Origin of the sequence: Acidianus ambivalens, assembly GCF_009729015.1 — an archaeon.
Lineage (GTDB): Archaea > Thermoproteota > Thermoprotei_A > Sulfolobales > Sulfolobaceae > Acidianus > Acidianus ambivalens.
This window is the reverse complement of the sequence record NZ_CP045482.1, coordinates 1,577,540-1,602,884: the sequence shown is the minus strand read 5'-3', so window position 1 is coordinate 1,602,884 and position 25,345 is coordinate 1,577,540. Positions and strand designations below refer to the sequence as shown.

The following is a 25,345-nucleotide window of genomic DNA, read 5'->3' as shown; positions in this document are numbered from 1 at the left end:
TATATCTCACTAGTCTGGAGGTATTTCTTTGAATAAGAGGGTTAAATCAATATTATCTCTATACTGTCTTATTAACTTAGCAAGGAAATAGTATATTGCACCACCTACTGTAACTAGGGATACTGTAACTAGTGAAGGTATTCCGTTAACTCCGAAACTTGCATTGGTTAAGTATAAGTAAGCTATTAGACCTAAAGTTGCTAGCCATCCTATGCTAGCGATAGAGAAGACTGGAAACTTACCTATTTTCCACTTCTCGATGATTGTTCCTTTAATTAACATATTAGACTTACGTAGGAATGGTAAAAATATGAAAACTAATGCTTCTATTATCCATGCTAACACGTTTCCAAAAACTGCATTAAGTGAGAGTAAAGAGCTACCTACGGTCGAATATACTATAATCATAACTATCATAAGCGATCCGTTAATAATATGACTAGCATATGGAGTATGCCAATTCTCCTTCACTGCACCGAAAAAGCCCGGTAAAAGTCTGTCCATGCTTAATGCCAATACTACTCTTGAGCCGATCAAAAAGTTAAATGGTATTAGGGCGAAATTCCATGTTATGAACCCTATTCCAATTAATATAGATAAGGCAGGATTAATATAATTAGCAATTATAGAAGCTAAATAGAAATACGATGGAGATACAGGTAACGAATATGCTGATGGGTCAGTATTTGCTAGATAGTCGATGCTATTGATGAATGTGAGTCCGACTTTGTCTATAAAGAGAACTATTGTCAAAATTGATATTATACCAGATATGGCTAACGGTATAAGAGTACCGTAAAGACTTATTTTTGCCCTTCCTTTAATTTCTGCGGCCACGTATTGTTGGACAGAAACGTATAGGAAAGTCCATGCTGCAAGACCAACTATCCCTAAAGTACAATAGAAAGAGAAGGAAGTAGAGGAATAACCCAGTTTTTGAGCTTCTGAGATAATATACGAGTAATAATTGGTGTTAGAAACAAAACGAGCCGCGTAGGAATTGAAAATATTAACGAACTGAGAATGAGAGACCATAAGTAGGGATATTATTACTATAATATTAGCAAGCGTACCTAAGCCTACAGATATTGTCACAATGTTCATTAAAGCTTTATTACTTCTTACTGCTATAAAAATAAACGCTACTATCGTTAATATTCCTAGACCTAGAATATATGGTGTAGTCGTTAGTTGGGTTGATATATTTATTAAACTTGGTATCCCTAAAAAGTATCCTATTTCTGTTAACGTTATTGGTAATGCGTAAGTAATAAAGAAGTAAACGAAAGTTGCAGCCCATAACCAGGCCCAAAATAAGGTAGAAATAGCTATAGCAGTACCTAATGCTGGATGCGAACTTCTCGCTACCGTTACATAGTCACTATACGTTTTACCTACTGCGTGAGTCAGCATTCCGTAAACTATAGCTGGGAATATTCCTAGCAATGCCGCAATAGCTGTACCTAATATCATTGAGCCATTAGGGAAAAGATATCCGTCATTTATAATGTATATTAACCCAATTCCAAAAAGTAGGTTAGATAAATTAAGCGATGCAATATCCTTTAATCCAAATTCTTTTACCAATCCCGAAGATTCCCTTAGAAATATATTTTTACCAATCCTATTTGTATCTACCATCTTATCTCAATATTAGGCTTTTAAAACAGCTTATAAAGATTTCCAACATATCGTTTAAAAACTTTTTATTCTAACATAGTTAGTATTAACAAATAATTATAAGATTTATATATTGATATTAACAAAAAATGACTTTTATAACTTTTTATATATATCTTTTAGTAAATTTTTTAGTAAATTTTTGTCCAATTTATATACTTTTTCTGCAGTATCTATGGAAATATATTCGTTAATTATGTCATTTAATATAAGATTAAGGTCTCTCTCTACAGGATTTCCCCAGCCCCCACCACCTGCACTGTGTAAGCTTATTTTATCGCCATACTCCAGTTTTAACGCAGCGGCTTTTCTTATAATTCTAGGTTTTTCTCCCTTCTTATATACTACACAATAATTAGGAGGTCCATTCATACCTCCGTTTACACCCCAAGGAGTATATTTGTATCTTCCTATTGAAACTGTAAAGTATGCCTCTTTACATAAGATAATATAGTCTTTAATTATACCAAATCCTCCACGATACTTACCATGACCCACACCGTCCTCCGTGTTTAGTGCTATTCTATCTACTAATATTGGCATTCTATTTTCATAAACTTCGGCTGAAGCAATATATGTTTCTCCATCTCCACTCGCTACTAGTGCACTTTCACCGTCAGAATTATAGCTAGCTCCCCAGCCACCGGGTTGAGGTTCTACTATAGCAAAAGGTTCTCCAGTTCTGTCGTCAATTCCGCCTATTATTGTAGCTAATATTGATAAGAAATGTCCAGCCGATAATTTTTCTGGAACATGTGGAGCTAAGGCTTTCCATACTAAATCAGTAGCATAAGACATTGATTCCCAATAGGTTGAAGTTGCAGCAGGTTTTTTAGGATTAAATATACTACCTTCTGGTGCTATAATTTTCAAAGGCTTAAAATATCCAGCATTAGGTAAAGCGTGAGGATCTGTAACTGCCATATAAATCTCTCTTACTGCTGATACTGTAGCAGGTAAAGGAGAGTTTATTGAACCATTTACTTGGTTAGAGCTTCCAGTAAAGTCGACTATGAACTCGTCATCTGTTATTGTTACCTTTACTCTTACGTAAATTGGGTTATCGTTTATTCCGTCGTCGTCAATGTAATCCTCTGCTTCAAAGGTTCCTTTAGGTAATTCTTTAAGTCTTAGTTTGCTTAATTTTTCACCATCTTCTATCAATTTTTCCATAGCCTCCTTTATTGCTTCAATTCCGTATTTTCTTACTAACTCGTCAATCCTCTTTTTTGCAACTTTCATAGAACCTATCTGAGCTTCCATATCACCTAAAGTTGCTTCTGGTAATCTAGAGTTAGCTTTAATGATATCTATTACGTCTCGATTAGGGCGATCCTCTATATATATTTTAATACTGGGAAGTTGCAATCCCTCCTGGAAAATTTCATTTGCGTCAGAAGTCCAACTACCGAAATGCATGCCTCCTATTTCACTCCAATGTCCTTTATTTACAATGAAACCTAGTAACTCGTCTTTATAAAAAACTGGCATTACTAACGCTACGTCGTTTAAATGCGTACCACCAGAATATGGTATATTAGTTGCTATTATATCTCCAGCGTTTAATTCATTCTTCCATTTATTCAGTACTTCCCTTATTGTGAAATCTAGAACACCCGAGAAGCCAGGAACTCCAGGAGACTGAGCTACTAAGCCTCTTCCTTCGTAATCAGTTATCCCTACTGCATAATCTAATACTTCGTAAATTACGGGACTTTTAGCTGTTCTTTGGAACGCGTAAAACATTTCTTCCGAAGCAGCAATTAGTCCATTTTTGATTATTTCTAATGTAAATATATCTACCATACGTATCACCACGTTATGCTTAAATTACCGTATTCGTCAAGAACTCCTTTCTGATCATTTAGTATTATAGCAGTAGACGTATCATCTTCAATTATTGCTGGGCCTTGAACTTCGTAATTAAGTGGCAATAATTCCTTGTCGTAAACTGGCCATTCGTCGTATTTTCCAAGATACGTCTTTCTTATTCCTCTAAATGCTTTATCAATTTGTCTGTTCTCTTTATTAATTTTAATTATTGGTAATTTATTTAACTTAGCTATACCAGATACATGGAAGTTGACTATTTCGATCGGACTATCTAAAGTAAAGGAATAAATAGCCTTATGAACTTCGTTGAATCTTCTCTTTATTTCTTCAATTTCTACATCTCTAATTACCCCGCCCATAATTGGTACTTTAACTGTGTGCTCTTGGCCGTAATACCTCATTTCGGCATATCTTACTATTATTATATCATTAAATCCCTCAGACGCTAAGGTGCTTTTGACCCTATTTTCCAATTCATAGAATTTATCATTTATTATTTTAATAGAATCCTCCTTATCAATCCTTATTGGAAAACTCATAACTAAGTCGTGCCTAATATCAGTAGCTAACATACCCCAAGCTGAAAATACCCCGGCAGGGATATAAGGTATTACGATTTTCCTTATCTCTAATTCTTTTGCAACAAACGGAGCAAACATTGGACCCGAACCTCCGTAAGCAAATAATGTAAAGTCTCTGGGATCGTAACCCCTCTGTACTGAGATAAGTCTTATTACGTTTGATGCATTATAGTTAGCAATTTTTATAATTCCATATGCAGCTTCTTCTATTGGAATTTTATAATGAGTAGAAATTTTACTTATAGCTTCTTCTGCAAGTTTTCTATTAACTTTGATTTTACCACCCAGTAATTCTTCCTGATTTAATAATCCGCATATTATGTAAGCATCTGTTAATGTGGGATCTCTCCCTCCTCTTCCATAGGCCGCAGGCCCTGGCATAGATCCTGCTGCTTTTGGTCCAACATTAAGGTTGTTCGTCTCATCAATCCAAGCTATGCTAGTACCTCCATTGCCTGTTTCAATTATATCTACAGTAGGTACTTTAACCGGATATCCTGGACTGTATCTATTTCTATTTATATAATACTCGGTAGTAATATTTGGTTCCGAATTAAACACTAAACTCGCTTTAGTAGTTGTACTACCGCCATCAAATGTAATAATGTCTTTTATACCCATTATCTCACCTATCTTTATTGCTCCAACTATGCCTGCAACTGGACCGGACTCTAATGTATAAATTGGATATTTTTTAGCAAACTCGAAAGTACTTGTTCCTCCATTAGATAACATTGCAAATAAGTTTCCTTTAAATCCTCTATTTCTAAACTCTCTTTCTATTTTATCTAAGTATTCATGAATTTTTGGCATAATATAGGCGTTTAGTACTGCAGTATTAGTTCGCTCATATTCTTTCCATTCTCTCGTAATGTCACTAGATAAAGTAACGAATACCTTGCCATCAATTTTTTTAATTAACTCGTATACTTTCTTTTCATGAATTGGATTAATATATGAGTTAATTAAACTTACAGCTATCGAAGACACTTTCATTTCCAATAGCTTTTGGACAACAGCGTTTACTTCTTCCTCATTTATTGGTCTTAGAATTTCGCCATTAGACTTAATCCTCTCACTTATTTCTAACCTTAAATACCTCGGTACAAATGGTTCAGGTTTTTTATATCTAAAATTATACATGTCACGCCTATTAGCTCGCTGAATTTCTAGAATATCTCTAAATCCTTTAGTTGTAATTAAGCCTACCTTTGCACCCTTTCTCTCTATTATTGTATTAATAGCCAATGTCTGCCCATGTATGATTAAATCCGCATTTTTTAGATCAAGGTTTAAACTTTCCACACCTTTGATAACTCCTACTGAAGGGTCGTCTGGCGTAGTTTCTACTTTAGTCCATAATAAGTCTCCAGAATTTTCGTCAAAAACTACTACATCAGTGAATGCTCCTCCAATGTCTATTCCAATTCTCACGCAAATACTAGTGATTGAATGAAATATAAGTATTAAGTTTTTAATTTCTACGTCATGGATAGTCTATTGGAAAATTTTTGCTTACCTAAAGACTAGTTATTATGCTATAAAGAATTCTAATGGACTACAAACATTGTATGTCAAAAGAAAATGATAAATAATAGTTCTGCTTATAAAGCATAAAATGGTATGGGAAGAGGTATTTGGTAATAAGCTAGATGATAAAGATATTAGAATACTAAAAATACTTAATGAAGACGCAAATATCTCAGACGCAAAAATAGGAAAGTTAATAGGACTATCCAAGACTAGCGTTAGAGTTAGAAGAATAAGACTACAAAATAGTGGGATATTAAAAATTGTTGGAGTAGTAATATTACAGAATCTTAATATTCCATATGCTGATATCCTAGTCAAATTGAGAAATGATCTGAACATGAGAAACGATTTCTTGCGTAGACTATTAGACAATGAGTTAGTTTATGAGGTAACAGAATACATGGGAGATTGGGATCTTCTTATAAGAATATTCCATAAAGACGCCTCTAGTCTAAAGGAAGAAGCACTTAAGATAATAAATGACAAGGCAGTTGTTGATTATAGACTAAATTTAGCCGTAAAAACATACAAGGCGTGGGGAAAATCAGTCCTAATTTCTTCTATATAAGCTTTTCTCTAATTTGCATAGTCTATAGGGTATTGATTTTATAATCCTTTAAACCATATAAAGATTACAAAAGGAGGTTAACAATGCTAAGTTATAGTTCGTTGTGTTTACCTAAAATCTTCTTCAAACTATAAAATACTTTTATTCTAAATTTATACTTTAGGATATATGGCAGGAGAAGAGAAAACAAAATCCAGATTCGATGATTACTCTATTAGGCCAGTTCCCAAAGAGTCTAGATATGGATTCTACAATATCTTTTTAGTATTTTCTTCAGTATACGGAGCTATAGCGGTAATTTGGGCCGGAGGTGCTCTAGGCTACGAGCTAACGTTCTCTCAAGCAATATTGGCTGTAATCTCTGGAACAATAGTATTAGCTATATTAGGAGCCTTAATCGCTGCAGTAGGCTCTTACAGTGGTCTGTCAACTTATGTTATGTGGAGATTCCCTCTTGGTAGATGGGGCGGAAAAATTGCAGGACTATTATTAATTACTATAACCACTGGAATAGGTTGGTATGCTGTAGAAACTTGGTTATTCGGTATAGTTATGAGCGAAATATTTCCTAATAATCCATTCTTCTCAGTAGGTATGGCATCGATATGGGGCGGCATATTAATGATAATAATGACGTATGTAGGGTATAGAATGTTATCGTTCCTAAGCTATTTTACCATTCCATTTCACATATGGTTAATAGGAATAGGCATTGCAATAGTTTTAGCATTAAAAGGAGGAATGCCTGCAGTATTTGCGGCATCCCCTGCTCATGAAACTAATTTGCTATATGGAATTTCTTCAGTAATTGGACTATATATTGCAGGAACAATAATTTCTCCAGATATAGCCAGATTTGCTAAGTCACCCAAAGACGCAAGCACTGCTTGGATATCACACATAATATTCCTTTATCCGTTCTTAATACTAGGCGGCGTGGCCATAGTATTAGTTACGGGATCATATTTAATAACGAATGCAATGTTAGATTTGGGAATGGGCATAGGTGTATTACTAATAATAGTTTTTGGTCAATTTATTATAAACACCGACAATTTATATAGCGGGTCATTATCTTTAGTAAATTTATATCCAATAAGGCGTGAAATTGCTTCGATAATTAATGGAGTTATAGGTACAGCTATAGCGGCATATATAGGCTTTACTGCAGGCTCATCTATAGTTCCTTTTGAGAATTTCATATCGTTACTGGGAGACTTCCTACCTGCAATGGGAGGAATATTAATAGCAGATTTTTATGTCGTGAAAAACTTTCTAACTAAAATGAGGAATCCGCATGAAAGATATCAATTCATGCCGGGAAACATATATTACAACTTAAATATTGCAGGAGTCCTTGCATTAGCCCTTGGCTCCATAGTAGGATACTTTGTTAGCGTAGGAATACCTGCAATAAACTCCTTATTAACAGGATTCCTATCCTATATTATAATATATTATGTTTTCATAAAAATGGGCAGAAAACCTGAGATATTTCCATATGTTTATAGAGGTGGAGACTTAAAATGAATCTTAACATTCTTTTCAAGAACTATATAATTTATAATATAATAGCAGGTATAATTTTCTCAATATTATACTTGTTAGTTGATGGATTTGCAAAATATTATAATTTAATTTACGGCATCCTTATCATTGGAATAGCAGTATGGAGCTTAGGTAGATATACGCTAAATAAGTCTGAAGACGATAAAATAAGGTCAGGAGTTCAAGCTGCCTGGTTGTTAGTATCATTTGCGCTAGGTTATGTTTCCATAATTTACGCCCCAGTACTATCTAGCTCTATTCAGATAACTGCTGTGGAAACCATATTGTCCCTAATACAGATCATATGGGGAGCAATATTATTAGGTATGTCTTATAAAAACGGATATTCTATTATAAAGGTGTAACTAATGGAGACGTATTACATAAGAATAAACGATGTTAATAACCTAACTGCAGGGGCGTCCTTTTTAGGCTCAGGAGGTGGTGGAGACCCCTATATTGGAGGATTAATGTTAAAAAGAGAGCTTAAAAGTAAAGGGGAACTAGAAATCATAAGAAGACCAAAATCTAGCAAAGCCTTTGTTTTAGGTAGCGCAATGATGGGTGCACCAATAGTTATGATAGAGAAAATTCCTAGTAGTTCTGAGGCTAAGAAAGCTCTCGAAATGTATTCATATGTAATGGAAAATAAGACGATCGATTATATAACGCCTTTAGAGATTGGGGGTGTAAATTCAACTATACCGCTCATAACTTCAGCAAAGACAGGAATTCCAATAGTCGATGGAGACGGAATGGGAAGGGCATTTCCAGAGTTACAAATGACTACGTTTTACTTTTTCGGTGTAAGTCCTTCTCCTATGGTAATATTTGATGAAAGAGGAAATACTAGCGTGATACAAGGAATTGATGGATATTGGACAGAAAAAATTGCTAGGATAATAACAGTTAGATTTGGAGGAAGTGCGTACATAGCGCTTTACGGTATGAATATGCAAGACTATTTAAAAAATGCTGTACTGGACACGTTAACTTTAGCCTTAGAAATAGGTGAACTGTTAAACGATAGAAAATTAGATCACGTTCTAGATAGGCTTAAGGCTGAAATCTTATTTAAAGGCAAAGTAATAGACGTGTATAGAAAGGTTGAAAAGGGATTTTCAAAAGGATATGTAGTAATAGAAGGAATAGAGAATTATTCTAATAAAACTTTACAAATAGACTTTCAAAATGAATTTCTGATTGCTAGAACAAATAATGAGATTTTAGTTACTGTACCAGATTTAATAGTCGTACTCGACTTGTTTAATCAAAAGCCCATTACTACTGACAGACTAAAATATGGGCAAAAAGTTATTGTAATCGGAGTTCCTGCCAATGAAAAATTAAGGACCGAGGAGGCTCTAAAATATATAGGTCCGAAAGCTTTCGGATATAATATAGAATACATTCCTATAGATAAGAGGTTATGAAAATATGGGAATCAAAATAGGAATTGACATAGGTAGTACTCACACAGACGCAGTTGCCTTAGAGGGCAAGAGCCTAATAGCTGCAGATAAAGTAATGACTACTCCAGACTTAACTGAAGGTTTGATAAATGCTCTAAGGTCTATAATATCTAAATTAGGAGAGAGGAAAAACGAAATAACTTCATTAATGATAGGGACAACTCACGGGCTTAACGCATTACATCAAGCAAGAAACCTTAATAGAGTTGCTATAATTAGGATAGGCCTCCCTGCAGGAGAAGGAATACCACCTACTTTTGACTGGCCTGAGGCACTAGAAAGATACGTAACCTTTAAGTTTATGGTTAGAGGAGGTCACGAGTACACTGGTGAAGAAATTACGGAGTTGGATACTAATAAAATAAGAGAAATTGCTGAAGAGATAAAAGACAAAGTTGACGCAGTAGCAGTAGTATCAATCTTTTCTATAGTTAACAGAGATCATGAAATACGAGCTATGGAGATACTTAGAGAAAAAGGAATTACTACTCCCATAGTACTATCTCATGAAATAGGAGGTTTAGGTTTACTTGAAAGGGAAAATGCTACAATTCTTAACGCATTGATATTGAACATTTTCAATAATCTTATAAGTAAACTAAAGAGCGTACTGAGTTCCATGGGACTGGAGAACGTTAAAATTTATTTTGCACAAAACGATGGAACTGTAGCCTCAGAAGATTTTATAAGAAATTATCCAATTTTCACAGTGGCAGGCCCCGTATCTAATAGTATTAGAGGAGCATATTTACTAACCGGAATAAAGAATGCAGTAGTTATGGACGTTGGAGGCACAACAACAAATGTAGGAGTTCTAAATAACGGGTATCCTAGAGAATCCTCAGTAGCAGTAGAAATAGTAGGTATAAGAACTAATTTCAGAATGCCAGATATTTATACTATAGCATTAGGTGGGGGCACTATAATTAACTGTAATAAAATAGGGCCAGAGAGCGTGGGCTATGCCTTATTTGATAAGGGAATCTCATGGGGTGGAAATATTCTAACTGCTACTGACGTTGCTATGGTTATAAAGAATTTTTCATTACCAAATGCAAATCCTAAGCTAGTCCTTGAAAAATACTCTGCGGAATACCTCAGTAAAGTTTACGAGAACATGAAAAGAATGTGGGAAGATGCGATAGACCTAATGAAAACTGAGAAAGGAGATGTGGAAGTTATAGCTGTAGGCGGTGGAAGTATAATGATTCCAGAAAAAATGATAGGCGCATCAGAAATAGTTGTGCCTCAAAACGCTCAATACGCTAATGCAATAGGAGCAACCCTCACTAAAGTCGGTGCTACTGTGGAGAGGACCTTCTCCTATGAGACAATAAATAGGGAAATTGCAATAAAATCTTTGATAGATGAAGCAAAACAACTAGCAATAAGGGCAGGAGCTATTGAGAATACAGTAGAAGTAAGGGAAATAGAGGAATTGCAAATGCCTTATTTACCTGGAAATGCAGTGAAGGTTAAGGTAAAGGTAGTGGGAGAATTCTCTTAATCTCATTCATTACAATTTTTTGCATAATTTCATAACCTCCTATTTCCCTCCATTTTTTATTAACGGGAATGGTGACAACTACTACCTTTAGTCCGTATTTCAAAGAATCAGAAGTGATTACATTATGTTGATTATAATCTAATAATGTTATTATCTCTGGGGATAGTACTTCACACTTAGAATCAATCATGAAGCACAAATATTCATTTTTAAATATTATCGTTGCAGTACTCCCCTTAAATTCTTCCAAACCTTCTAACGAGATAGAACCAATGTTAAAACCTGATACATTAAATTTCCTAACGTCAAATATCTTACCTTTAAAGACAATTTTGCCCTTAGCATAACTTAACATTTCGTCCAGTCCTTCTTCTACTAACTTATTACCTATTTCGTAAGCTAAACTTACTGAACCAAATATAGCACCTTTCGTGTAATCTTCTCCATTCGTTGGATATATTGAAATATATCCCCTACCACCGAATCTAACTGTAATATCTCTAGCTATCTTTTCTGCATAGTAATTATCAGCAGTACTTATGATTGCATAATTACCCCTTTCATCAGTTATAGCCATCGGAGTAGCAGAGAACCCAGAAAAATGCATTGTAGTCATATATAATTCAGGGAAAGCCCTTCCCTCGTAATCGCCATCTATTACTGGAACCTTAGCAAATATAGACGCTATAAACGGTACTAGTGAATTTATACCACCAATTTCTATTGGGCTAATCTTAGTAAACCTCTTCCTCATAAACTTAGATAATACGAGCATGGAGTTATAATATTCATAACCAGCAGGTAGTTTTTCAATTCCTATTAACGGAGATCCCATTCCTCCAACGCCTATTATAAAATCATTATCGTCGATATAATCAATTGTTTCTACATAGCTAAGATTATATTCCAACATTTTAGCTTTAAGAAGTTTATATCCCAAAAAAGGATTACCTCCTCCACCAGAGCCTAATATTGCACTACCTATAGCGAGTTTGTATAAATCATTAATATAAAATCGCATAATATATTTTCAAAACTAACATTAATAAGCCTTAAACTTTCTCATATATTCATAAACAGTAGCTTAAGTCTCATTTTAGTATCTCTATCAAACTAATTATATCCTTGATCTTATGTATTACAGTTACTAACTTATAAAGGAGTTAGATAAAGGTTATCGCGGTATAGCTCATGTTACTAAACTCATTACGTCCTTTGCAGCCAATACTAACCCCTTCCTATCTGGCTCATCCTTAGGTAGAGAATACTCTTCATTCTCTTTCTCAATAAATCCCATGTTAACTAACCTATTTAAAATCTCGTAAATTCTTGGTTCAGGTACCTCACTTAATATTGAGCTAACAACCTTTGTTACATCGGCAACACTTCCTTTTCCTCCAAGCCTATCAAGAGCGAGTATTGCTGCTGAATACCTCTCGGGGGATTGAGTTCCTAAAATGAAGTCCTTTACTTCCTTCCTCACTTCCTCTACAGCCATCTTCTCTATATCGTCCACATTTACTTGTTTTTCACCATGCCTAATTCTGAAAGAATATTCAGAACCGAAAAAGGTTAACCAGCCCGGAATTCCGTCAAACCTCCTCAACGCGTCGTCTATTACATCTTCCTGCACTGTAACGCCTTCTTCTGCGAATCCTTTAAGTAAGAAATCTCTAGAAAGCTGTTCATTAAATCTCTCTATCTTTATTCTCCTTATGCCAAAGAAGGGTTTTTCGTATTCAAGATCTTTTAGCATGTTTTCCAGTATACCTACACTACTCCCCGTAAATATAACAGTAGTATTCTTACAATAATCATAAATATCGTGAAACACTGAGGAGAAATTAATCCCGTTAACTTTTATCAACTCTTGAGCTTCGTCAAAGATAAGGACTAAAGTCCTCTTATTGTCTCCAGCCAACAAGTCCAGTTCCCTAATCGTAGAGCTAACGTCCTCTCCCCTAAATTTCTTAAGCCTAGGCCTTATCTTGACTAGGTTAAAATCTATGAACGAATTCTCGTCTATGCCTAATACGTTAGAAACAAACCTAATTAGCCTATCGCCTAAAGTGTACTTCTTTACGGCCTCATTAATGCTCTCTAGGAATAAGGACACGAAAGAAGTCTTAGGATATTTCTTCTTTTTAGGATCGTAGATCCTCATTAGGTTTAATTACTATGTATCTGGAGTCGTTAACTGCAACATTAACAACACTTGTCTTTCCTACCCTCCTCATTCCGTATACTGCAATCCATACTTTCCTATCGATACTCTCCTTTATCTCATCTACTTCCTTGTCTCTATCGTATAAGTCCTTTCTATCTTCCTTAGGTCTAACGTCAAATAGCATTATTACGCCTCCGTAATTATTACGCCGGCGTAACATAAAAATTTATTTTAAGAAAATAGTGAGTACACACTCTCATAAGTTTCTAGCTCACAAATGTTACATCTCTGCACTTGCTTAGTCTGCAGTTGCATTATCTATCTTGTCACCTTTTTATATTATCTAAAAAATGTAATACAGAACGCTATATGAGTAAGAATGTTAAAATATGTTCACCAATTCTCCTAAAGATTTTGAACAAAATTTATCATATCCTTGAAAGAAGAAAGGCTACGCCGATAATAAAATTTTTCCCAATAAACAAAGGCTTAACGTCTTACACTCACCTCTTGTTATCGAGGAAAAATGATAAACGTCTATAAATTAAACCTTGGAATAAGGTATGCAATAATCATTTTAGGCTTAGGAATAGCAGCACTAGGCCTAGCACATCTAATTGCTAACGCAGGATTAAGTGATTCTGCAGCTATAGGATAAACACCTTACAAACTTTTTAGATATTATAAGCTCAATCTTTTTAAGTCCAAGTTTGAATTTTTCTCGTGTTAATCGAAAAAGAATATCTTAAGCTTTCTGAGATTTTGTATTATTTACAGAGATTTGGCGATTTAAATCCCAAGATAATTAGTGCAATTTCCAGAATAAGAGATGCGGATAAATTAATTCAATGGTTAAGGGAAAATTACCATTATAGACTTGCTCCTTTTCCTAGGTACGAAGCTTTAGGTTTAAAGAAGTATTATGTTACAATTTACTCAAATTATTATAGGCTACCTCTCCTAGATCTTTATGACGTATTCGATGGTATAACAACTTTCATATTTCGAGACGTTAATAATCCTCTTGTTATTAATACTGCAATTTATTTCACGTCAACTAGTTTTGACAAAGTTTTAGATTACCTGCAGGACGAAGGAGTAATATTCCATTACGATATCCATAAGGTTAATGAGGAGAAATTTTACCCGATAGATTATTCTATTTTTAATTTTAATAAAGGAGTATTTGAAGGTCTCTTGAGCTCTCCTAGAGAGCCTTTCGAGTTACCTGATTTATCTGAAGGCTTCTCTCCTGACGATCTGGACGTAAAAATTTTAGGAAAGAAACAAGAAAGAAGCGTGTCTTCGCTTAAGGATTTATCTTCGCTGCTAGGAGTCTCTTTTAAAGACGTACTTTACCACACTCAAGCACACGTAATAGGGAAAGGATTAATAAAATTCTATAGCGTTTATCTTTATAAGCCGGACTTTAGACTTGAGGTCAATTTCAAGGAGGAAGAGGTTTTAGAGGAGTTATCTAAAATTCCTTCCATGTACTACGTTTATAAGTTAGATGATAAAAGTTACGTGGCTCATATCCTAGACTCTTCGTCCACGTTACTTTCCTACCTAAAGTTTATCTCATCACTAAAGGAGAAGGACACAATAGAAACTTACTTGCATCCTTACGATCAACAATATATGATAACTGCCTCAATTCCTTATGAGCACTTTGAGAAAGGAAGGTGGAATTTCAACACGGAAGTTATGATGCTAAGGGCAGAGAAGTTAGTAAAGAAAATTGAGGAGAAAGAAGAGAACGAAGAATAACACTATTGAGTTTTATACTTAAGTGATAATAGTAATAAAAAGTAAGGTATTAATAGCCATGTAAAAAGTTCTATGCCTTCTTCTTGAAGTCTGACTTCTTTGTGGAATATCATTATCATTTTATCTTGGGTTTCTTCAAATTCAAAATAAGGAAAAGAGGAGTATTTGTATAATATAAGATTTCAGTAATTTAAGGAAGTGCGTGATAGTGAATCACGCGGACATGAAAAATTAAAGTACGTATAAAGTTATACTTCATGTATTTTCGTAATCACTTTTTCTTCTTAAACTCTGACTTAAGGTATACGTACATTCTTCAGTCATACTTAATTTCTTCTTTTCTAATTCATGCTTGTGATATATAGAGTTAAAGCGAAGAAAGGCTTTCTGATTTTACCTTTTGACGCTGAAAATTATGATGTTTATGATGATAATAAATTGACTTTATATTCCTATGGTGAAAAAGGTAAACTTTACGTTCATGTGGATCGTGAAACAGAATATGTGTACATAGTTAAAACTGGTAGTGAAGGTTATCCTGAGGATAAAATATTCCTAGATTTTGACTTTAAGGCTGTAAAATACGCGGATTGTAAAATAAGAACGGAAGGCAATACTTCTGTTCTTGTAGATGGGAAGACTGACTCCGAAACCTATCTTTTCTCTAATGCAGAAATTAGCGTTCCATTTTACGTTGAAGTAAAATACTGCTATCAAGGAAAAGGAGACAATTTTTAGTAGGTTTTCTAGCTAAAGAAGAGCCTAATACAGTACCGCAATGTCACGGCTAGCTATTAGGAGGGTGCGGAAAATATTTTTCTAACGACAGTTATGCTGTTGGTTTTGACCCTTTTTATGGCAATAGTATTATAGTTATATCTCCAGGTGGAATTTGCATGAAGAGTGACGTAAACTTTGACCTTAAGGGGTGTCACAGCTTAGGTATTATTGTAGATAATCAAACAGCAACTTTCGTAATAGACAATAATTATAAGCTTTCTTATAACTTAGGAAAATTATCTTCTAATAGTGGGAAAATTTACATTGCAGGAAATAGCGGAGTGGAAGCTTCTACTTAAACCGTGGAAAGTATAAAAGTTTTCCAAGGACATGTAAGTATTTATTCCAGAAATGATATAGAGAAAGTTGGATTTGATTCTCTTATTATTAATAATTTTAGGGGGATTTCTAAGGGCGAAATTACGCTAGGTAAAACTAATTAGGAGCAAATAACGCAGGGAAAACTACAATACTCGACGCATTTTATTTGTTGTCGGATGTAGAGCAAATTCCTATGGACTTTTCAAATTCTATAGAACTTTTAGCATTCATAGAATAGATAGGAAGAAAGCTATTTCGAGTAGATTTCTCTTTAGTTACTATAACTCAAATAAGAAAATATTTTTAAGCGATAATGAAGGAACGACACTAGAGATAACCTTTGACGAGATCTCAAAGAGAATCGTAACGAGTAGAGAACTTGGGAAAAGCAGAGAAATTAAAACGCTTTACAAAAAATGGGGGTTAAGGGGGCGGAAAGCCTAGCCTCTGTGAGGCGGGGAGGAGCCAGTTAAATCCCAGAATCCTAGATCATTATATAAAATATCTTAAAGATAATTGGGAGAAATTCTCTGATAGGGCAGAGATAAATAACGTACTTTCTGAAATAAATAGCGTAAATAACGACACTCTCTACTCGCCCATCAAGTACTTAGCTAGGTTAACGTGGTAAACTCCAGTACTTTCAATACCCACTTTGCAACCCTTAGGCAAGATCTTCCTTATATCCTCATAACCTCGCTTGTCATTAGGAAACTCGTAGTATTTGTCTTGGAAATACATAATTAATTTATCTTTTGATACATCTATCCCGCAACTGGGGCCTCCAGGTATACTCACCCTTATTCGGGCTTTAAGCCCAACTTCCGGTTCGAATTGGAGGTGGGCTAAGCTAACAGCCGAGCTTTGAGCCCAAGAGGCGAAACGGTCTACACCCCAGTCAGATCTGTATTACACAGATCTGACTAATATGTTTATATAAGAGGCGAATCATCTGGTGCTTACCCATTTTACGCATAACGTTACTAAGACCTCATTATCTATAAGGGCTCCAAAGAATCGTAAATCATTAGAAATCGATGAGAGGGGATAGTGAACTAGTAGGATCTATAAGGAAAACCTTGAATTCCCATAAGTTCAAATATAGCGGATATACTACCAAGCAAGAGCAGTAAAATTCCAATAATCATCAAAATTAAAACTAGTTTCATAAACCATCCTTTAAACGGGATATTTGATAGGATATACTTAATGTTTTAAACTATCATATTTCAAATAAAATAGAAATCAAATATAGCATTTCAATCAGCTCATAAAAACCATAATATTTTAGCCTTTCAGCAGAATATAGCTTGCTTAGATACTCCTTTAAATAAGCTATTCCCCCTATAAGGTGAATTATGAGATAAATATATGATATTACAAGGATAATTTTATTTTTTATATAATTGTTGAAAATATGATCATAAAATAAAATATCATTTCATAGACTGCGATTAAATTACCAATTAACTTTGGGAAAGTCCTTTTAGAAAAAGACAGCGAGACTCCTAATGCATGTATAACGATCATGATGAATGTTAAATATAACAGTAACATATTAAGACCAGTTTAAGGTTAAATTAAAAATAGATACCCTTAATAATTAGGTTAAAGCGGTATAGATAAGATGATCGTGATGGTGGTTAACACGGCCAGAGATTTGATCAGCTCCCTTAGCTTGAAGAGCGTGGAGGAACTTCTCCGGTTCGTTGAAATATGTTTAGGAGGTGCTCTAGGTTTGATGAAAATCTTTAAGCTGCGTTAAAGTAGAACAACTGCTATTAACGTTAAGTTTCCCTCAGAGCACAGAGTAGAAGGATAATAATTCTTTTAGGATTAGTTCGCTTTCTCTTTACAGTTCTTCTTCAGTTCTCGTTTTTACTCTCTTCCCGTCCTTATAAAGGATTGGGAGGGTTATAGTTATCCAGTGTAATTTGTAAGTTATTCTTCTTCTTGTCTTTGTGATGTTGAATCCTTTGATGAACTTGTAGTGTGAGTAGCCTCTTCTTTGTATTTTCTTTCCTCTTGCGTATTTTGGGCTTATTTTTCTGCTTCTTCAAGGGCTATCCTCTCGATCTCGTCAACCGTTTTGTTTAATAATGCGTTTTGTTGAAGTACATTTGGGGCGAGGAGGACCGTGGAGTGGAGGACTCCGCGATTACTCGTGAATTGTGCTTCTTGCATAGTGTAATATCCTGCTCGTCCCCTATTAGTATTACCTCTTAGTGTACAATCAATTATTCTAAGCTCATTTTATAGAAATAAAGTGAATTCGCAATGGAAGCCTAAATAGCCCTCCCATACTGTAATGCATTTTTATTCTTACCTTTCTTCGATTTATTGAACTCCAATCATTTATAAATTTCGTTATCCTTAATCTTTATTCTCCATTGGCAATAGGGATGATAGTGTCTTCAAGGTAAAATGCTCCAGAAGATGGAAAGCTGGTAAGCTATGATTATAGCAAATGCCACTCTAAATTTTCTTAGACATTAAATTTATTTAATTGGTTTAAATTCAAAATTAAATATTAGATTAAAAGTGACTTTAATGCTATCTCTGAGAAAAATTGAAGTAAACTATAAAGTAGGAAATACCATAAAGTGAAATATTAGGTAAAGCTAAGCCCATCTAGAAAACCGGCTATACGTCCTCTAGTGATCTAACAAAAAAGGAATAAAGTTTTCCGTTAATTGATATCGAAAGGTATTCTATGCAAAACTGCATAACAATTAAGTATAGATATGCCTAATATTTCGTTTTCCGCAGCCGATTGCCAAGGAATAGTAAAGAAAAGTATCCAACCTATTATTATCATCAACAATATTATAGAGATTCCTATCGGCTTCTTCACAAAAATAAGGAGATACCTATTGGTATATAAGAAATAGCCTATAGGATGAAAAACCACAAAGATACGAAGTTATGAGGATATGTAGCCTCATGATATATGCCTATTAAAGCTAAGAATAATGCCGTAATTATAAAGAAAGAAACTAGTTCAAATTGCATAATTAAATACGAACCAAGAGCCCTACTGTTATATAAAATAAAGAATAATTGCAAATATACACAAAGAATGTAAAAATAAAGTCGTTGCTAAAGTCCCACTACCAGTTACAAAAGTGAAAAAGCCAACGCTAAGTGTAGGACTAGTTAGATTATTTAAAAACTCCATTTAAAAACAATAATTCTAACTATAAAAGATAAATAAAACAGTATAGGAAAGTAAATCTATCCACATCAATATTACCGAGATTAAGTTAAATTTTGGCAATTGTGCATCTATTGAAATAATACCGATACCCATTACTATTGCAAGACATGCTGCATGAAGTCGTTTAATAGCATCTGTAAAACCAGTCAACTCCGACATTAATAGTCACCATTGTTTGTCTTTGAGTTGTCTAATCTTCACTAGTGGGCTTCTATATATTATATAAGGTCTCCATAAATAGGTTACTGGAAAGCTCCATACATGAACTAATCTACTAAAAGGCCATATTATATAAAGGAACATTGAGACTGCTATATGAACTTTTAGTAATAAAGGAACGTCATTCATGAAATTCGGGTTAGGATGAAGCGATAGTAAACCTTGTAACCACGGTCCTACAGTAGTTTCGTACTCTGGGTGCACTACTAATGTATTATATAGACCTAAGACTATAGTTACTATCAGAATTATATACACGAGATAATCAGTAAATCTTAATGTAGCTCTTACTCTAGGATTAGTAAGATATCTTGTGATTAATCCTATAATTCCTATTAGTGTAATAGTTCCAAATATTCCTCCTAAATAAAATGCAAGTTCCGTGTGCAAAGTTAGCGATATACCTAGTGCGAGTAAGATTGCTGTCGGAATTGCTATTCCTACTATATGCCCTATTAATACAATAATTATTCCATAATGAAAAAGATATGAGGACCACGATTGCATCCTTTTTTCTAATAACTCAGTAGATCTGGCGCTCCAATAATATCTTCTTAATGTATATGTGTATACATGTCCAGTAAGAAAAATTGTAATCGATATATATGGATACACAACCCATAACAGCAGATTTAAGAGGTCAGACATCTGGATCACCTAAATACAATTCTTTATATAATGAAACGAGAATATAATAAAAAATTGAATTCTTAGCTTTTAGGTTGATGGTTAACTCCTTCAATGGAAGCTTAATAAGTTCCAATATCTCTTTAGTATTCTCATTGGCATTATTTGCAATAAATCGGATTAGATTTGGCAGATAATCTGGTAGCTCTTTTTCAGTGTTGATATTAGCTAACTCTTTTAATTTTAATAATAATATCCCACGTTTATTATTTCCTCTTTGTTTTTCATCTCCCGTATAATAATATGTTATGTTTAATGTTGTTTCTTTGCTAAAATCGAACGTACTGACATAAATTTCCTCCAAATCTATAGGTTCTATTGATTTAACCTCTTTGAGGAATTCGGCCATGAAAGGATCATTTATCTTGACTAATTTTGCCTCAAATTCACTTAATTTGGGAAGCCAATAAGCAGGATATTCAAGCAAATCCGCTATAATAACAAGAAGCCCCCTATTCATGCTCTCAACCTCAAATCTCTAGGCTTTTTAGCAGCAATTTCCATACCTCTATGCCCTTGCCCATATTCTGGAGCTATTTCCTCTTCAAACATCTTGATTGCTTTTTCTTTATGTGCAGTTGGTATTACAAATCTATCCTCTATTTTTGCTATGGCTAGCACTTTATACATTTCTTCAAAATCTTTTTCAGTTAGGCTAGTTTCTTTGAATATCCATCCTGGGGGATTTTTATGTAATCTTATATATCTTTGGTAAATTCTTAGAGCCAACAATTTTTTCAAAACATTCTTAACCCTATCAACATCTCCAGCAGTAAATAGCGACGCTAAGTATTCTAGTGGAATTCTCATTTGATCCACTAACGGGAATATTTGTTCATCCGAAATCTTCATGTTTTCCACGATTGGGCTTAAAGGTGGGATATACCATACCATAGGCAGTGTTCTATATTCGGGATGTAACGGTAACGCAATTCTCCACACTTTCATCATTTTATAAACAGGCGTTCTTTGAGCTGTTTTTATGAAGTCCTCATCGATTCCATTTTCCTTAGCATTTTTTACGACATCTGGATCATAAGGATCTAAGATAATCTCAAGATGTCTATCAATAATTTCTTTAGGGTCTCCAGCAGAGACAGCCCACAAAACTCTGTCAGCATCATAGAATACGGGACCAATGTATCTAATCCTACCGACGCACTGTTGAAAACAAGCTGGCGGTTGTCCGTTCTCTATCCTTGGATAACACAGTATGCATTTTTCGGCTTTTCCAGTACTCCAATTATAATATACCTTTTTATATGGACAAGCTGCTATACAGAATCTCCAACCTCTACATTTCTGTTGATCTGTGAGCACTATCCCATCTTCTACTCTCTTATAAATAGCACCTGCAGGACAAGCCGCCATACATGAGGGGTTAAGACAATGGTTACATATTCTCGGCAAATACATCATGAAGGCATTCTCGAAATCGGTCTTTATTTTATCTTGCAGTTTCTTGACATTAGGATCTTGTAATATTGTCTCCGTTCCTCCAGCCAGATCATCATTCCAGTTAGGACCCTTGTCTATTTCAATCGGTTTTTTAGAGATTAACGAGATTGGCTTCGCTACTGGCTGTTTTCCATCATCTTGTTTTACTAAATCGCTATATGTATAAGTAAACGGCTCGTAATAGTCGTCAATTGTAGGTAAATAAGGATTAGAGAAGAGTTCCAGTAGCCTAGCTATCCTTCCTCCTATCGCTAACTTTAGTTTTCCATCTTTAGTTAATATCCATCCGCCATGCCATTTATCTTGATCCTCCCACTGATTCGGATATCCTGGACCCGGCTTAGTTTCAACGTTATTCCACCACATATACTCAGTACCTTCTCTATTAGTCCATAGATTCTTGCATGCAATGCTGCAAGCATGACATCCCAGGCATTTATCTAAATTAAATACCGCCGCAAATTGTACCATAACTTTCATGTTCTCCACCTCCTTACAGCTACTATTGTATCTCTTTGAGTACCAACTGCTCCATAATAATTAAGTGCATAGGAGAATTGAGCATATCCACCGATTAACCACGTTGGTTTTATGTGAACCATAGTAACCGCATTATGGGAACCCCCAATGATTCCCCTCAATCTAGACTCATTTATATAGACTGTACGTTCTTGAGCATGATACATTATTGCTGTACCTCTGGGTATTCTATTACTAACTACTGCTCTAACTACAGTCACTCCATTTTCGTTAAACACTTCAACCCACTCATTATCTTTTATCCCCACGCTTCTTGCGTCTTCTTCATTTAACCAAATAACTGGACCACCTCTGAATAGTGTTAACATTCTTAAATTATCCATAAAAGTACTATGAATTTGCCATTTTCCATGTGGAGTTAGATACCTCAGAACTAGGGTATCCTTATCTTTAATTACTTTGTTATACTCTAAAGGTGGTGCATAGATTGGTAGCTGTTCTCCTAATTCCCTTATAATCGGATGATCTAAGTAAAAATGTTGCCTTCCAGATAATGTCCTCCAAGGTACTTCATACTCTATATTAAACGTGAACGGATTATAAGTCCTTTCTCCTTTCACTATTCCGGACTCGATAGGTGAGTCTATAACTCTTTTAGGTGAAGCTATTATATCGTCAAACTTAATCTTTATTTCGGATATTCCTTCATACAGATCGCTAAAGTTAAGACCCGTTTTCACTTCAAGTTGTTTATATTCTTTAACTGAAACCTCACCGTTAGTAGCCCCGCTTAATCTAAGTATTACTTCAGCCACTTTCTTAGCTTCCTTAATATCTGGTCTATCATCTATCTCTCCTAATTCTTCTTTCAATTCTTCGTATTCCTTACGATAATTAACGGGTATGCCGACATAAAGTAATTCCTTATCTCTTATCAGAGGCCCCAACGAAATCATCATCTCGTAAACTTTAGTATAATCTCTTTCAATGACTATAAGATTCCCAAAGTTCCTCTTTGGGATTATCTTACTTGCAAGATGAGCTGAAATATAAGGAGGATCTAATTCCTCCTCAATTAAAGATTGTGAGATTTCATCTGGCGTATCGTGGAATAAAGGTAAATAGACGACATCCTTATGCTTTCCATTAAGATATCTCGATGCCATCTCTGAGAATTTCTTAGCTAAATTTACGAAAATATCCCAATCATTTCTAGCTTCCCAAGGAGGATCTATAGCTGGTTGAAATGGATGAACAAAAGTATGCATATCAGTAGAACTTATATCATATTTTTCATACCATGTTGCAGCTGGAAGCACGATATCTGAATATAACGCACTACTATCCATTCTAAAGTTAAGATCGACTATTAGGTCAAGCTTTCCTATTGGTGTAGGTTCTCTCCAAGTAATTTCAGTCATCTTATCTTTAGCATCTTCAGTATTACTCACACTGTTATGAGTACCTAATAAGTGCTTTAGAATGTATTCGCTTCCTTTTCCACTAGAAAACAGTAAATTCGCTCTCCAAATGAAAAGTATTCTCGGGAAATTAATTGGATTATCTGGGTCAGTTATTGCAAACCCCACTTCACCGGATGAAATCTTATCGATAACATTTTCTGGAGAGAGATTTAGAGGATTTTTATCAAACTGTGGATAGAATGGCGTCCAACCTCTTTTTACTGCTAACACTATGTAATCTGCTGGATGTTTATACAATGTGTTATTAGGAGTTAATTTATCTAACGTTAAGCTACCATATTTCCATTGATCAGAATGAATGTATATCCAAGTAGTAGTGTTTTGAAATCTTGTAGCAGGCATCCAATCTCTTGCAAAAGCAATTGTTTGCCACCCCTCAAAAGGTCTAACTTTTTCTTGACCAACATAATGTGCCCATCCCCCGCCATTAACTCCAATCGCACCTATTAGCATTAAAATAGTTATTATAGCCCTATAGATTAGGTCACTGTTAAACCAGTGATTAACGCCAGCTCCAACTAATATCATGGATTTACCGTTAGTATCTTCCGCATTCTTGGCGAATTCTCTAGCTACTTGTATTACTAGATCCCTTGGGACTCCCGTTATTTTCTCTTGCCAAGCAGGAGTATAAGGCTTATCATCGTCATAACTAGTTGGATACCCTTTCAGATCTCCTCTTTTAATACCTAAATTGGCTAATAATAAATCAAATACTGTTGTAACGCAAATTTGTTTACCATTAGCTAATTTTACTAGTTTCACAGGGATTTCCCTTTCTATAAATCCTTTCTCATCAAGTCTAGTGAGAGATATCATCATCCTTTGATCTTCTATCCCTAGAAATGTTAAAGCTGGTTCTATATTTTCTCCCGTTAAGCTATCTTGTAGTTTTAGATTCCATTTCTTTTCGTCTGACCATCTAAACCCTATAGATCCATGTGGAATTACGAATCTTCCCTTTAATGTATCATATACTACTAACTTCCATTCTCCATTTATTACGTTTTCAATAATATCAGATGCTCTAAGAAATCTTCCAGGTATAACTCTTCCATTTTGTTGTTCCAAGATTACTAAAAATGGAGCATCGGTATACTTCTTTAAATATTCTGTAAAGTACTTCACTTGCCTATCAACATGGAACTCTTTAGCTATTACATGCGCCATAGCTAAAGCTAGTGCTCCGTCAGTACCAGGTTTAGGATGTAGCCATAAGTCTGCAAATTTTACATATTCCGCATAATCCGGAGAAATCGCAACTACCTTAGTTCCTCTATATCTTACTTCGGAGAGAAAATGAGCATCTGGTGTTCTTGTTTGAGGAATGTTAGTGCCCCAATCTATTATATAGGTAGAGTTAAACCAATCAGCACTTTCTGGAACATCAGTTTGTTCACCCCATACTTGAGGAGAAGCTATAGGTAAATCCGCATACCAGTCATAGAAACTCATTATTACTCCTCCTATTAATGATAAAAATCTAGTTCCTGCAGCATAACTAACCATTGACATGGCAGGTATTGGTGTAAAACCAGCAATCCTATCTGGTCCGTATTTTTTAATCGTATATATTAACGCAGCAGAAACTAACTCCTCGACTTCATCCCAACTAATTCTAACGAATCCACCTTTACCTCTATTCTCCTTATAGAGCTTGACCTTTTCCGGATCTTCGACTATATTTTCCCAAGCTTTGATAGGATCTTTTGTCTTCTCTAATTCTTCTCTCCATAACTTAAGTAGTTGCTTACGAATGTAAGGATGTTTTATTCTATGAGGTGCATATTCATACCAGGAAAAGCTGGCTCCTCTAGGACATCCTCTAGGTTCATAAGGTGGAATTTCCTCATTTATAGTAGGATAATCTAGTGCTTGCATTTCTGTAATTATAATACCATCTTTTACATATATCAGCCAACTGCAAGACCCCGTACAGTTAACGCCATGTGTAGATCTAATTGCCTTTGCATAAGCCCATCTTTGCCTGTAAAACTCTTCCCATTCACGTCCTTTATTTTCAAATTTTTGCCATGTCAT

Annotated in this window: 22 protein-coding genes and 3 pseudogenes; 11 read left to right on the top strand and 14 right to left on the bottom strand. The window is 34.8% G+C overall.

Annotation, left to right across the window (positions count from 1 at the left end):
* Positions 1–9 precede the first annotated feature (9 nt).
* The 3 genes from D1866_RS09205 to D1866_RS09195 all read right to left on the bottom strand — a co-directional run bounded on the left by D1866_RS09205 (position 10) and on the right by D1866_RS09195 (position 5,528).
* A complete protein-coding gene (locus tag D1866_RS09205) occupies positions 10–1,641 on the bottom strand; it encodes an APC family permease (RefSeq protein ID WP_152939269.1) in 1,632 nt (543 codons plus the stop codon).
* Positions 1,642–1,776: 135 nt separating this feature from the next.
* Positions 1,777–3,486 (bottom strand): hydantoinase B/oxoprolinase family protein, encoded by a 1,710-nt coding sequence (locus tag D1866_RS09200; protein WP_152939267.1) that lies wholly within the window; start codon positions 3,484–3,486, stop codon positions 1,777–1,779.
* 5 nt (positions 3,487–3,491) lie between these two features.
* Positions 3,492–5,528, bottom strand: a complete 2,037-nt coding sequence (locus D1866_RS09195) for a hydantoinase/oxoprolinase family protein (protein WP_196773423.1) — start codon at positions 5,526–5,528, stop codon at positions 3,492–3,494.
* Positions 5,529–5,712: 184 nt separating this feature from the next.
* Here D1866_RS09195 and D1866_RS09190 point away from each other — a divergent pair, with 184 nt between their 5' ends.
* The 5 genes from D1866_RS09190 to D1866_RS09170 all read left to right on the top strand — a co-directional run bounded on the left by D1866_RS09190 (position 5,713) and on the right by D1866_RS09170 (position 10,722).
* A complete protein-coding gene (locus D1866_RS09190; RefSeq protein WP_152939265.1) occupies positions 5,713–6,195 on the top strand; it encodes an Lrp/AsnC family transcriptional regulator in 483 nt (160 codons plus the stop codon).
* A 168-nt stretch (positions 6,196–6,363) separates the two neighbouring features.
* Positions 6,364–7,725 carry a purine-cytosine permease family protein gene (locus D1866_RS09185; RefSeq protein ID WP_152939262.1) on the top strand — a complete coding sequence of 454 codons (1,362 nt, stop codon included), beginning with the start codon at positions 6,364–6,366 and terminating at the stop codon, positions 7,723–7,725.
* Positions 7,722–8,108, top strand: a complete 387-nt coding sequence (locus D1866_RS09180) for a hypothetical protein (protein ID WP_152939260.1) — start codon at positions 7,722–7,724, stop codon at positions 8,106–8,108. Before D1866_RS09185 ends, D1866_RS09180 begins: the two co-directional genes overlap by 4 nt.
* 3 nt (positions 8,109–8,111) lie before the next feature.
* The gene (locus D1866_RS09175) at positions 8,112–9,176 is read left to right on the top strand and encodes a DUF917 domain-containing protein (RefSeq protein WP_152939259.1); all 1,065 of its coding nucleotides are present in this window, start codon (positions 8,112–8,114) and stop codon (positions 9,174–9,176) included.
* Positions 9,177–9,180: 4 nt separating this feature from the next.
* Entirely contained in the window at positions 9,181–10,722 is a 1,542-nt protein-coding gene (locus D1866_RS09170; RefSeq protein WP_152939257.1) for a hydantoinase/oxoprolinase N-terminal domain-containing protein, read from the top strand.
* Here D1866_RS09170 and D1866_RS09165 read toward each other — a convergent pair.
* From D1866_RS09165 to D1866_RS13535, 3 genes are all read right to left on the bottom strand, one after another.
* A complete protein-coding gene (locus D1866_RS09165; protein WP_152939255.1) occupies positions 10,691–11,743 on the bottom strand; it encodes a DUF917 domain-containing protein in 1,053 nt (350 codons plus the stop codon). The genes D1866_RS09170 and D1866_RS09165 overlap by 32 nt on opposite strands.
* Positions 11,744–11,911: 168 nt before the next feature.
* Positions 11,912–12,886 carry an AAA family ATPase gene (locus D1866_RS09160; RefSeq protein ID WP_231136304.1) on the bottom strand — a complete coding sequence of 325 codons (975 nt, stop codon included), beginning with the start codon at positions 12,884–12,886 and terminating at the stop codon, positions 11,912–11,914.
* The gene (locus D1866_RS13535; RefSeq protein ID WP_231136303.1) at positions 12,867–13,073 is read right to left on the bottom strand and encodes a hypothetical protein; all 207 of its coding nucleotides are present in this window, start codon (positions 13,071–13,073) and stop codon (positions 12,867–12,869) included. Before D1866_RS13535 ends, D1866_RS09160 begins: the two co-directional genes overlap by 20 nt.
* A gap of 342 nt (positions 13,074–13,415) precedes the next feature.
* Here D1866_RS13535 and D1866_RS13700 point away from each other — a divergent pair, with 342 nt between their 5' ends.
* The 5 genes and pseudogenes from D1866_RS13700 to D1866_RS13835 all read left to right on the top strand — a co-directional run.
* The gene (locus D1866_RS13700; RefSeq protein ID WP_269199631.1) at positions 13,416–13,547 is read left to right on the top strand and encodes a hypothetical protein; all 132 of its coding nucleotides are present in this window, start codon (positions 13,416–13,418) and stop codon (positions 13,545–13,547) included.
* A 65-nt stretch (positions 13,548–13,612) separates the two neighbouring features.
* Positions 13,613–14,659 carry an AsnC family protein gene (locus D1866_RS09155; RefSeq protein ID WP_155861139.1) on the top strand — a complete coding sequence of 349 codons (1,047 nt, stop codon included), beginning with the start codon at positions 13,613–13,615 and terminating at the stop codon, positions 14,657–14,659.
* Positions 14,660–15,013: 354 nt separating this feature from the next.
* On the top strand, positions 15,014–15,397 hold the full coding sequence (locus D1866_RS09150) for a hypothetical protein (RefSeq protein ID WP_152939252.1): 384 nt from the start codon (positions 15,014–15,016) through the stop codon (positions 15,395–15,397).
* A gap of 158 nt (positions 15,398–15,555) precedes the next feature.
* Positions 15,556–15,738 (top strand): hypothetical protein, encoded by a 183-nt coding sequence (locus D1866_RS09145; RefSeq protein WP_152939250.1) that lies wholly within the window; start codon positions 15,556–15,558, stop codon positions 15,736–15,738.
* Between the two features lie 152 nt (positions 15,739–15,890).
* A pseudogene (locus tag D1866_RS13835) lies at positions 15,891–15,998 on the top strand (hypothetical protein); the annotation flags it as partial.
* Positions 15,999–16,363: 365 nt separating this feature from the next.
* Here the strand turns inward: D1866_RS13835 and D1866_RS09140 are convergent.
* Positions 16,364–16,501: pseudogene (locus tag D1866_RS09140) on the bottom strand (IS110 family transposase); the annotation flags it as partial.
* Between the two features lie 886 nt (positions 16,502–17,387).
* On the opposite strand from D1866_RS09140, the pseudogene D1866_RS09130 reads away from it, so the two are divergent.
* Positions 17,388–17,525: pseudogene (locus D1866_RS09130) on the top strand (IS701 family transposase); the annotation flags it as partial.
* Positions 17,526–17,800: 275 nt separating this feature from the next.
* Here D1866_RS09130 and D1866_RS13140 read toward each other — a convergent pair.
* The 7 genes from D1866_RS13140 to D1866_RS09100 form a co-directional block, all read right to left on the bottom strand.
* Positions 17,801–17,944 (bottom strand): hypothetical protein, encoded by a 144-nt coding sequence (locus D1866_RS13140; RefSeq protein WP_170254100.1) that lies wholly within the window; start codon positions 17,942–17,944, stop codon positions 17,801–17,803.
* Between the two features lie 505 nt (positions 17,945–18,449).
* Positions 18,450–18,614, bottom strand: a complete 165-nt coding sequence (locus D1866_RS13530) for a hypothetical protein (protein WP_231136302.1) — start codon at positions 18,612–18,614, stop codon at positions 18,450–18,452.
* A gap of 339 nt (positions 18,615–18,953) precedes the next feature.
* Positions 18,954–19,136, bottom strand: a complete 183-nt coding sequence (locus tag D1866_RS09120; RefSeq protein WP_152939248.1) for a hypothetical protein — start codon at positions 19,134–19,136, stop codon at positions 18,954–18,956.
* Positions 19,137–19,142: 6 nt separating this feature from the next.
* On the bottom strand, positions 19,143–19,844 hold the full coding sequence (gene narI, locus D1866_RS09115) for a respiratory nitrate reductase subunit gamma (RefSeq protein ID WP_014513554.1): 702 nt from the start codon (positions 19,842–19,844) through the stop codon (positions 19,143–19,145).
* Positions 19,837–20,343 carry a nitrate reductase molybdenum cofactor assembly chaperone gene (gene narJ / locus D1866_RS09110; protein WP_152939246.1) on the bottom strand — a complete coding sequence of 169 codons (507 nt, stop codon included), beginning with the start codon at positions 20,341–20,343 and terminating at the stop codon, positions 19,837–19,839. Before narJ ends, narI begins: the two co-directional genes overlap by 8 nt.
* Complete coding sequence (gene narH, locus D1866_RS09105) at positions 20,340–21,821, bottom strand: nitrate reductase subunit beta (protein WP_152939244.1); 1,482 nt, start codon at positions 21,819–21,821, stop codon at positions 20,340–20,342. Before narH ends, narJ begins: the two co-directional genes overlap by 4 nt.
* Positions 21,818–25,345 (bottom strand): nitrate reductase subunit alpha, encoded by a 3,528-nt coding sequence (locus D1866_RS09100; RefSeq protein ID WP_152939242.1) that lies wholly within the window; start codon positions 25,343–25,345, stop codon positions 21,818–21,820. The genes narH and D1866_RS09100 overlap by 4 nt, the downstream gene beginning before the upstream one ends.

Coding starts and splice junctions, on each gene's coding strand:
- D1866_RS09160 (WP_231136304.1), bottom strand. CDS start 12,886: ATGAGGATCTACGATCCTAAAAAGAAGAAATATCCTAAGACTTCTTTC.
- D1866_RS09175 (WP_152939259.1), top strand. CDS start 8,112: ATGGAGACGTATTACATAAGAATAAACGATGTTAATAACCTAACTGCA.
- D1866_RS09145 (WP_152939250.1), top strand. CDS start 15,556: ATGAAGAGTGACGTAAACTTTGACCTTAAGGGGTGTCACAGCTTAGGT.
- D1866_RS09205 (WP_152939269.1), bottom strand. CDS start 1,641: ATGGTAGATACAAATAGGATTGGTAAAAATATATTTCTAAGGGAATCT.
- D1866_RS09180 (WP_152939260.1), top strand. CDS start 7,722: ATGAATCTTAACATTCTTTTCAAGAACTATATAATTTATAATATAATA.
- D1866_RS09165 (WP_152939255.1), bottom strand. CDS start 11,743: ATGCGATTTTATATTAATGATTTATACAAACTCGCTATAGGTAGTGCA.
- D1866_RS09170 (WP_152939257.1), top strand. CDS start 9,181: ATGGGAATCAAAATAGGAATTGACATAGGTAGTACTCACACAGACGCA.
- D1866_RS09100 (WP_152939242.1), bottom strand. CDS start 25,345: ATGACATGGCAAAAATTTGAAAATAAAGGACGTGAATGGGAAGAGTTT.
- D1866_RS13535 (WP_231136303.1), bottom strand. CDS start 13,073: ATGCTATTTGACGTTAGACCTAAGGAAGATAGAAAGGACTTATACGAT.
- narJ (WP_152939246.1), bottom strand. CDS start 20,343: ATGAATAGGGGGCTTCTTGTTATTATAGCGGATTTGCTTGAATATCCT.
- D1866_RS09200 (WP_152939267.1), bottom strand. CDS start 3,486: ATGGTAGATATATTTACATTAGAAATAATCAAAAATGGACTAATTGCT.
- narH (WP_152939244.1), bottom strand. CDS start 21,821: ATGAAAGTTATGGTACAATTTGCGGCGGTATTTAATTTAGATAAATGC.
- D1866_RS09120 (WP_152939248.1), bottom strand. CDS start 19,136: ATGTCGGAGTTGACTGGTTTTACAGATGCTATTAAACGACTTCATGCA.
- D1866_RS09185 (WP_152939262.1), top strand. CDS start 6,364: ATGGCAGGAGAAGAGAAAACAAAATCCAGATTCGATGATTACTCTATT.
- D1866_RS13140 (WP_170254100.1), bottom strand. CDS start 17,944: ATGCAAGAAGCACAATTCACGAGTAATCGCGGAGTCCTCCACTCCACG.
- D1866_RS09190 (WP_152939265.1), top strand. CDS start 5,713: ATGGTATGGGAAGAGGTATTTGGTAATAAGCTAGATGATAAAGATATT.
- narI (WP_014513554.1), bottom strand. CDS start 19,844: ATGTCTGACCTCTTAAATCTGCTGTTATGGGTTGTGTATCCATATATA.
- D1866_RS13700 (WP_269199631.1), top strand. CDS start 13,416: ATGATAAACGTCTATAAATTAAACCTTGGAATAAGGTATGCAATAATC.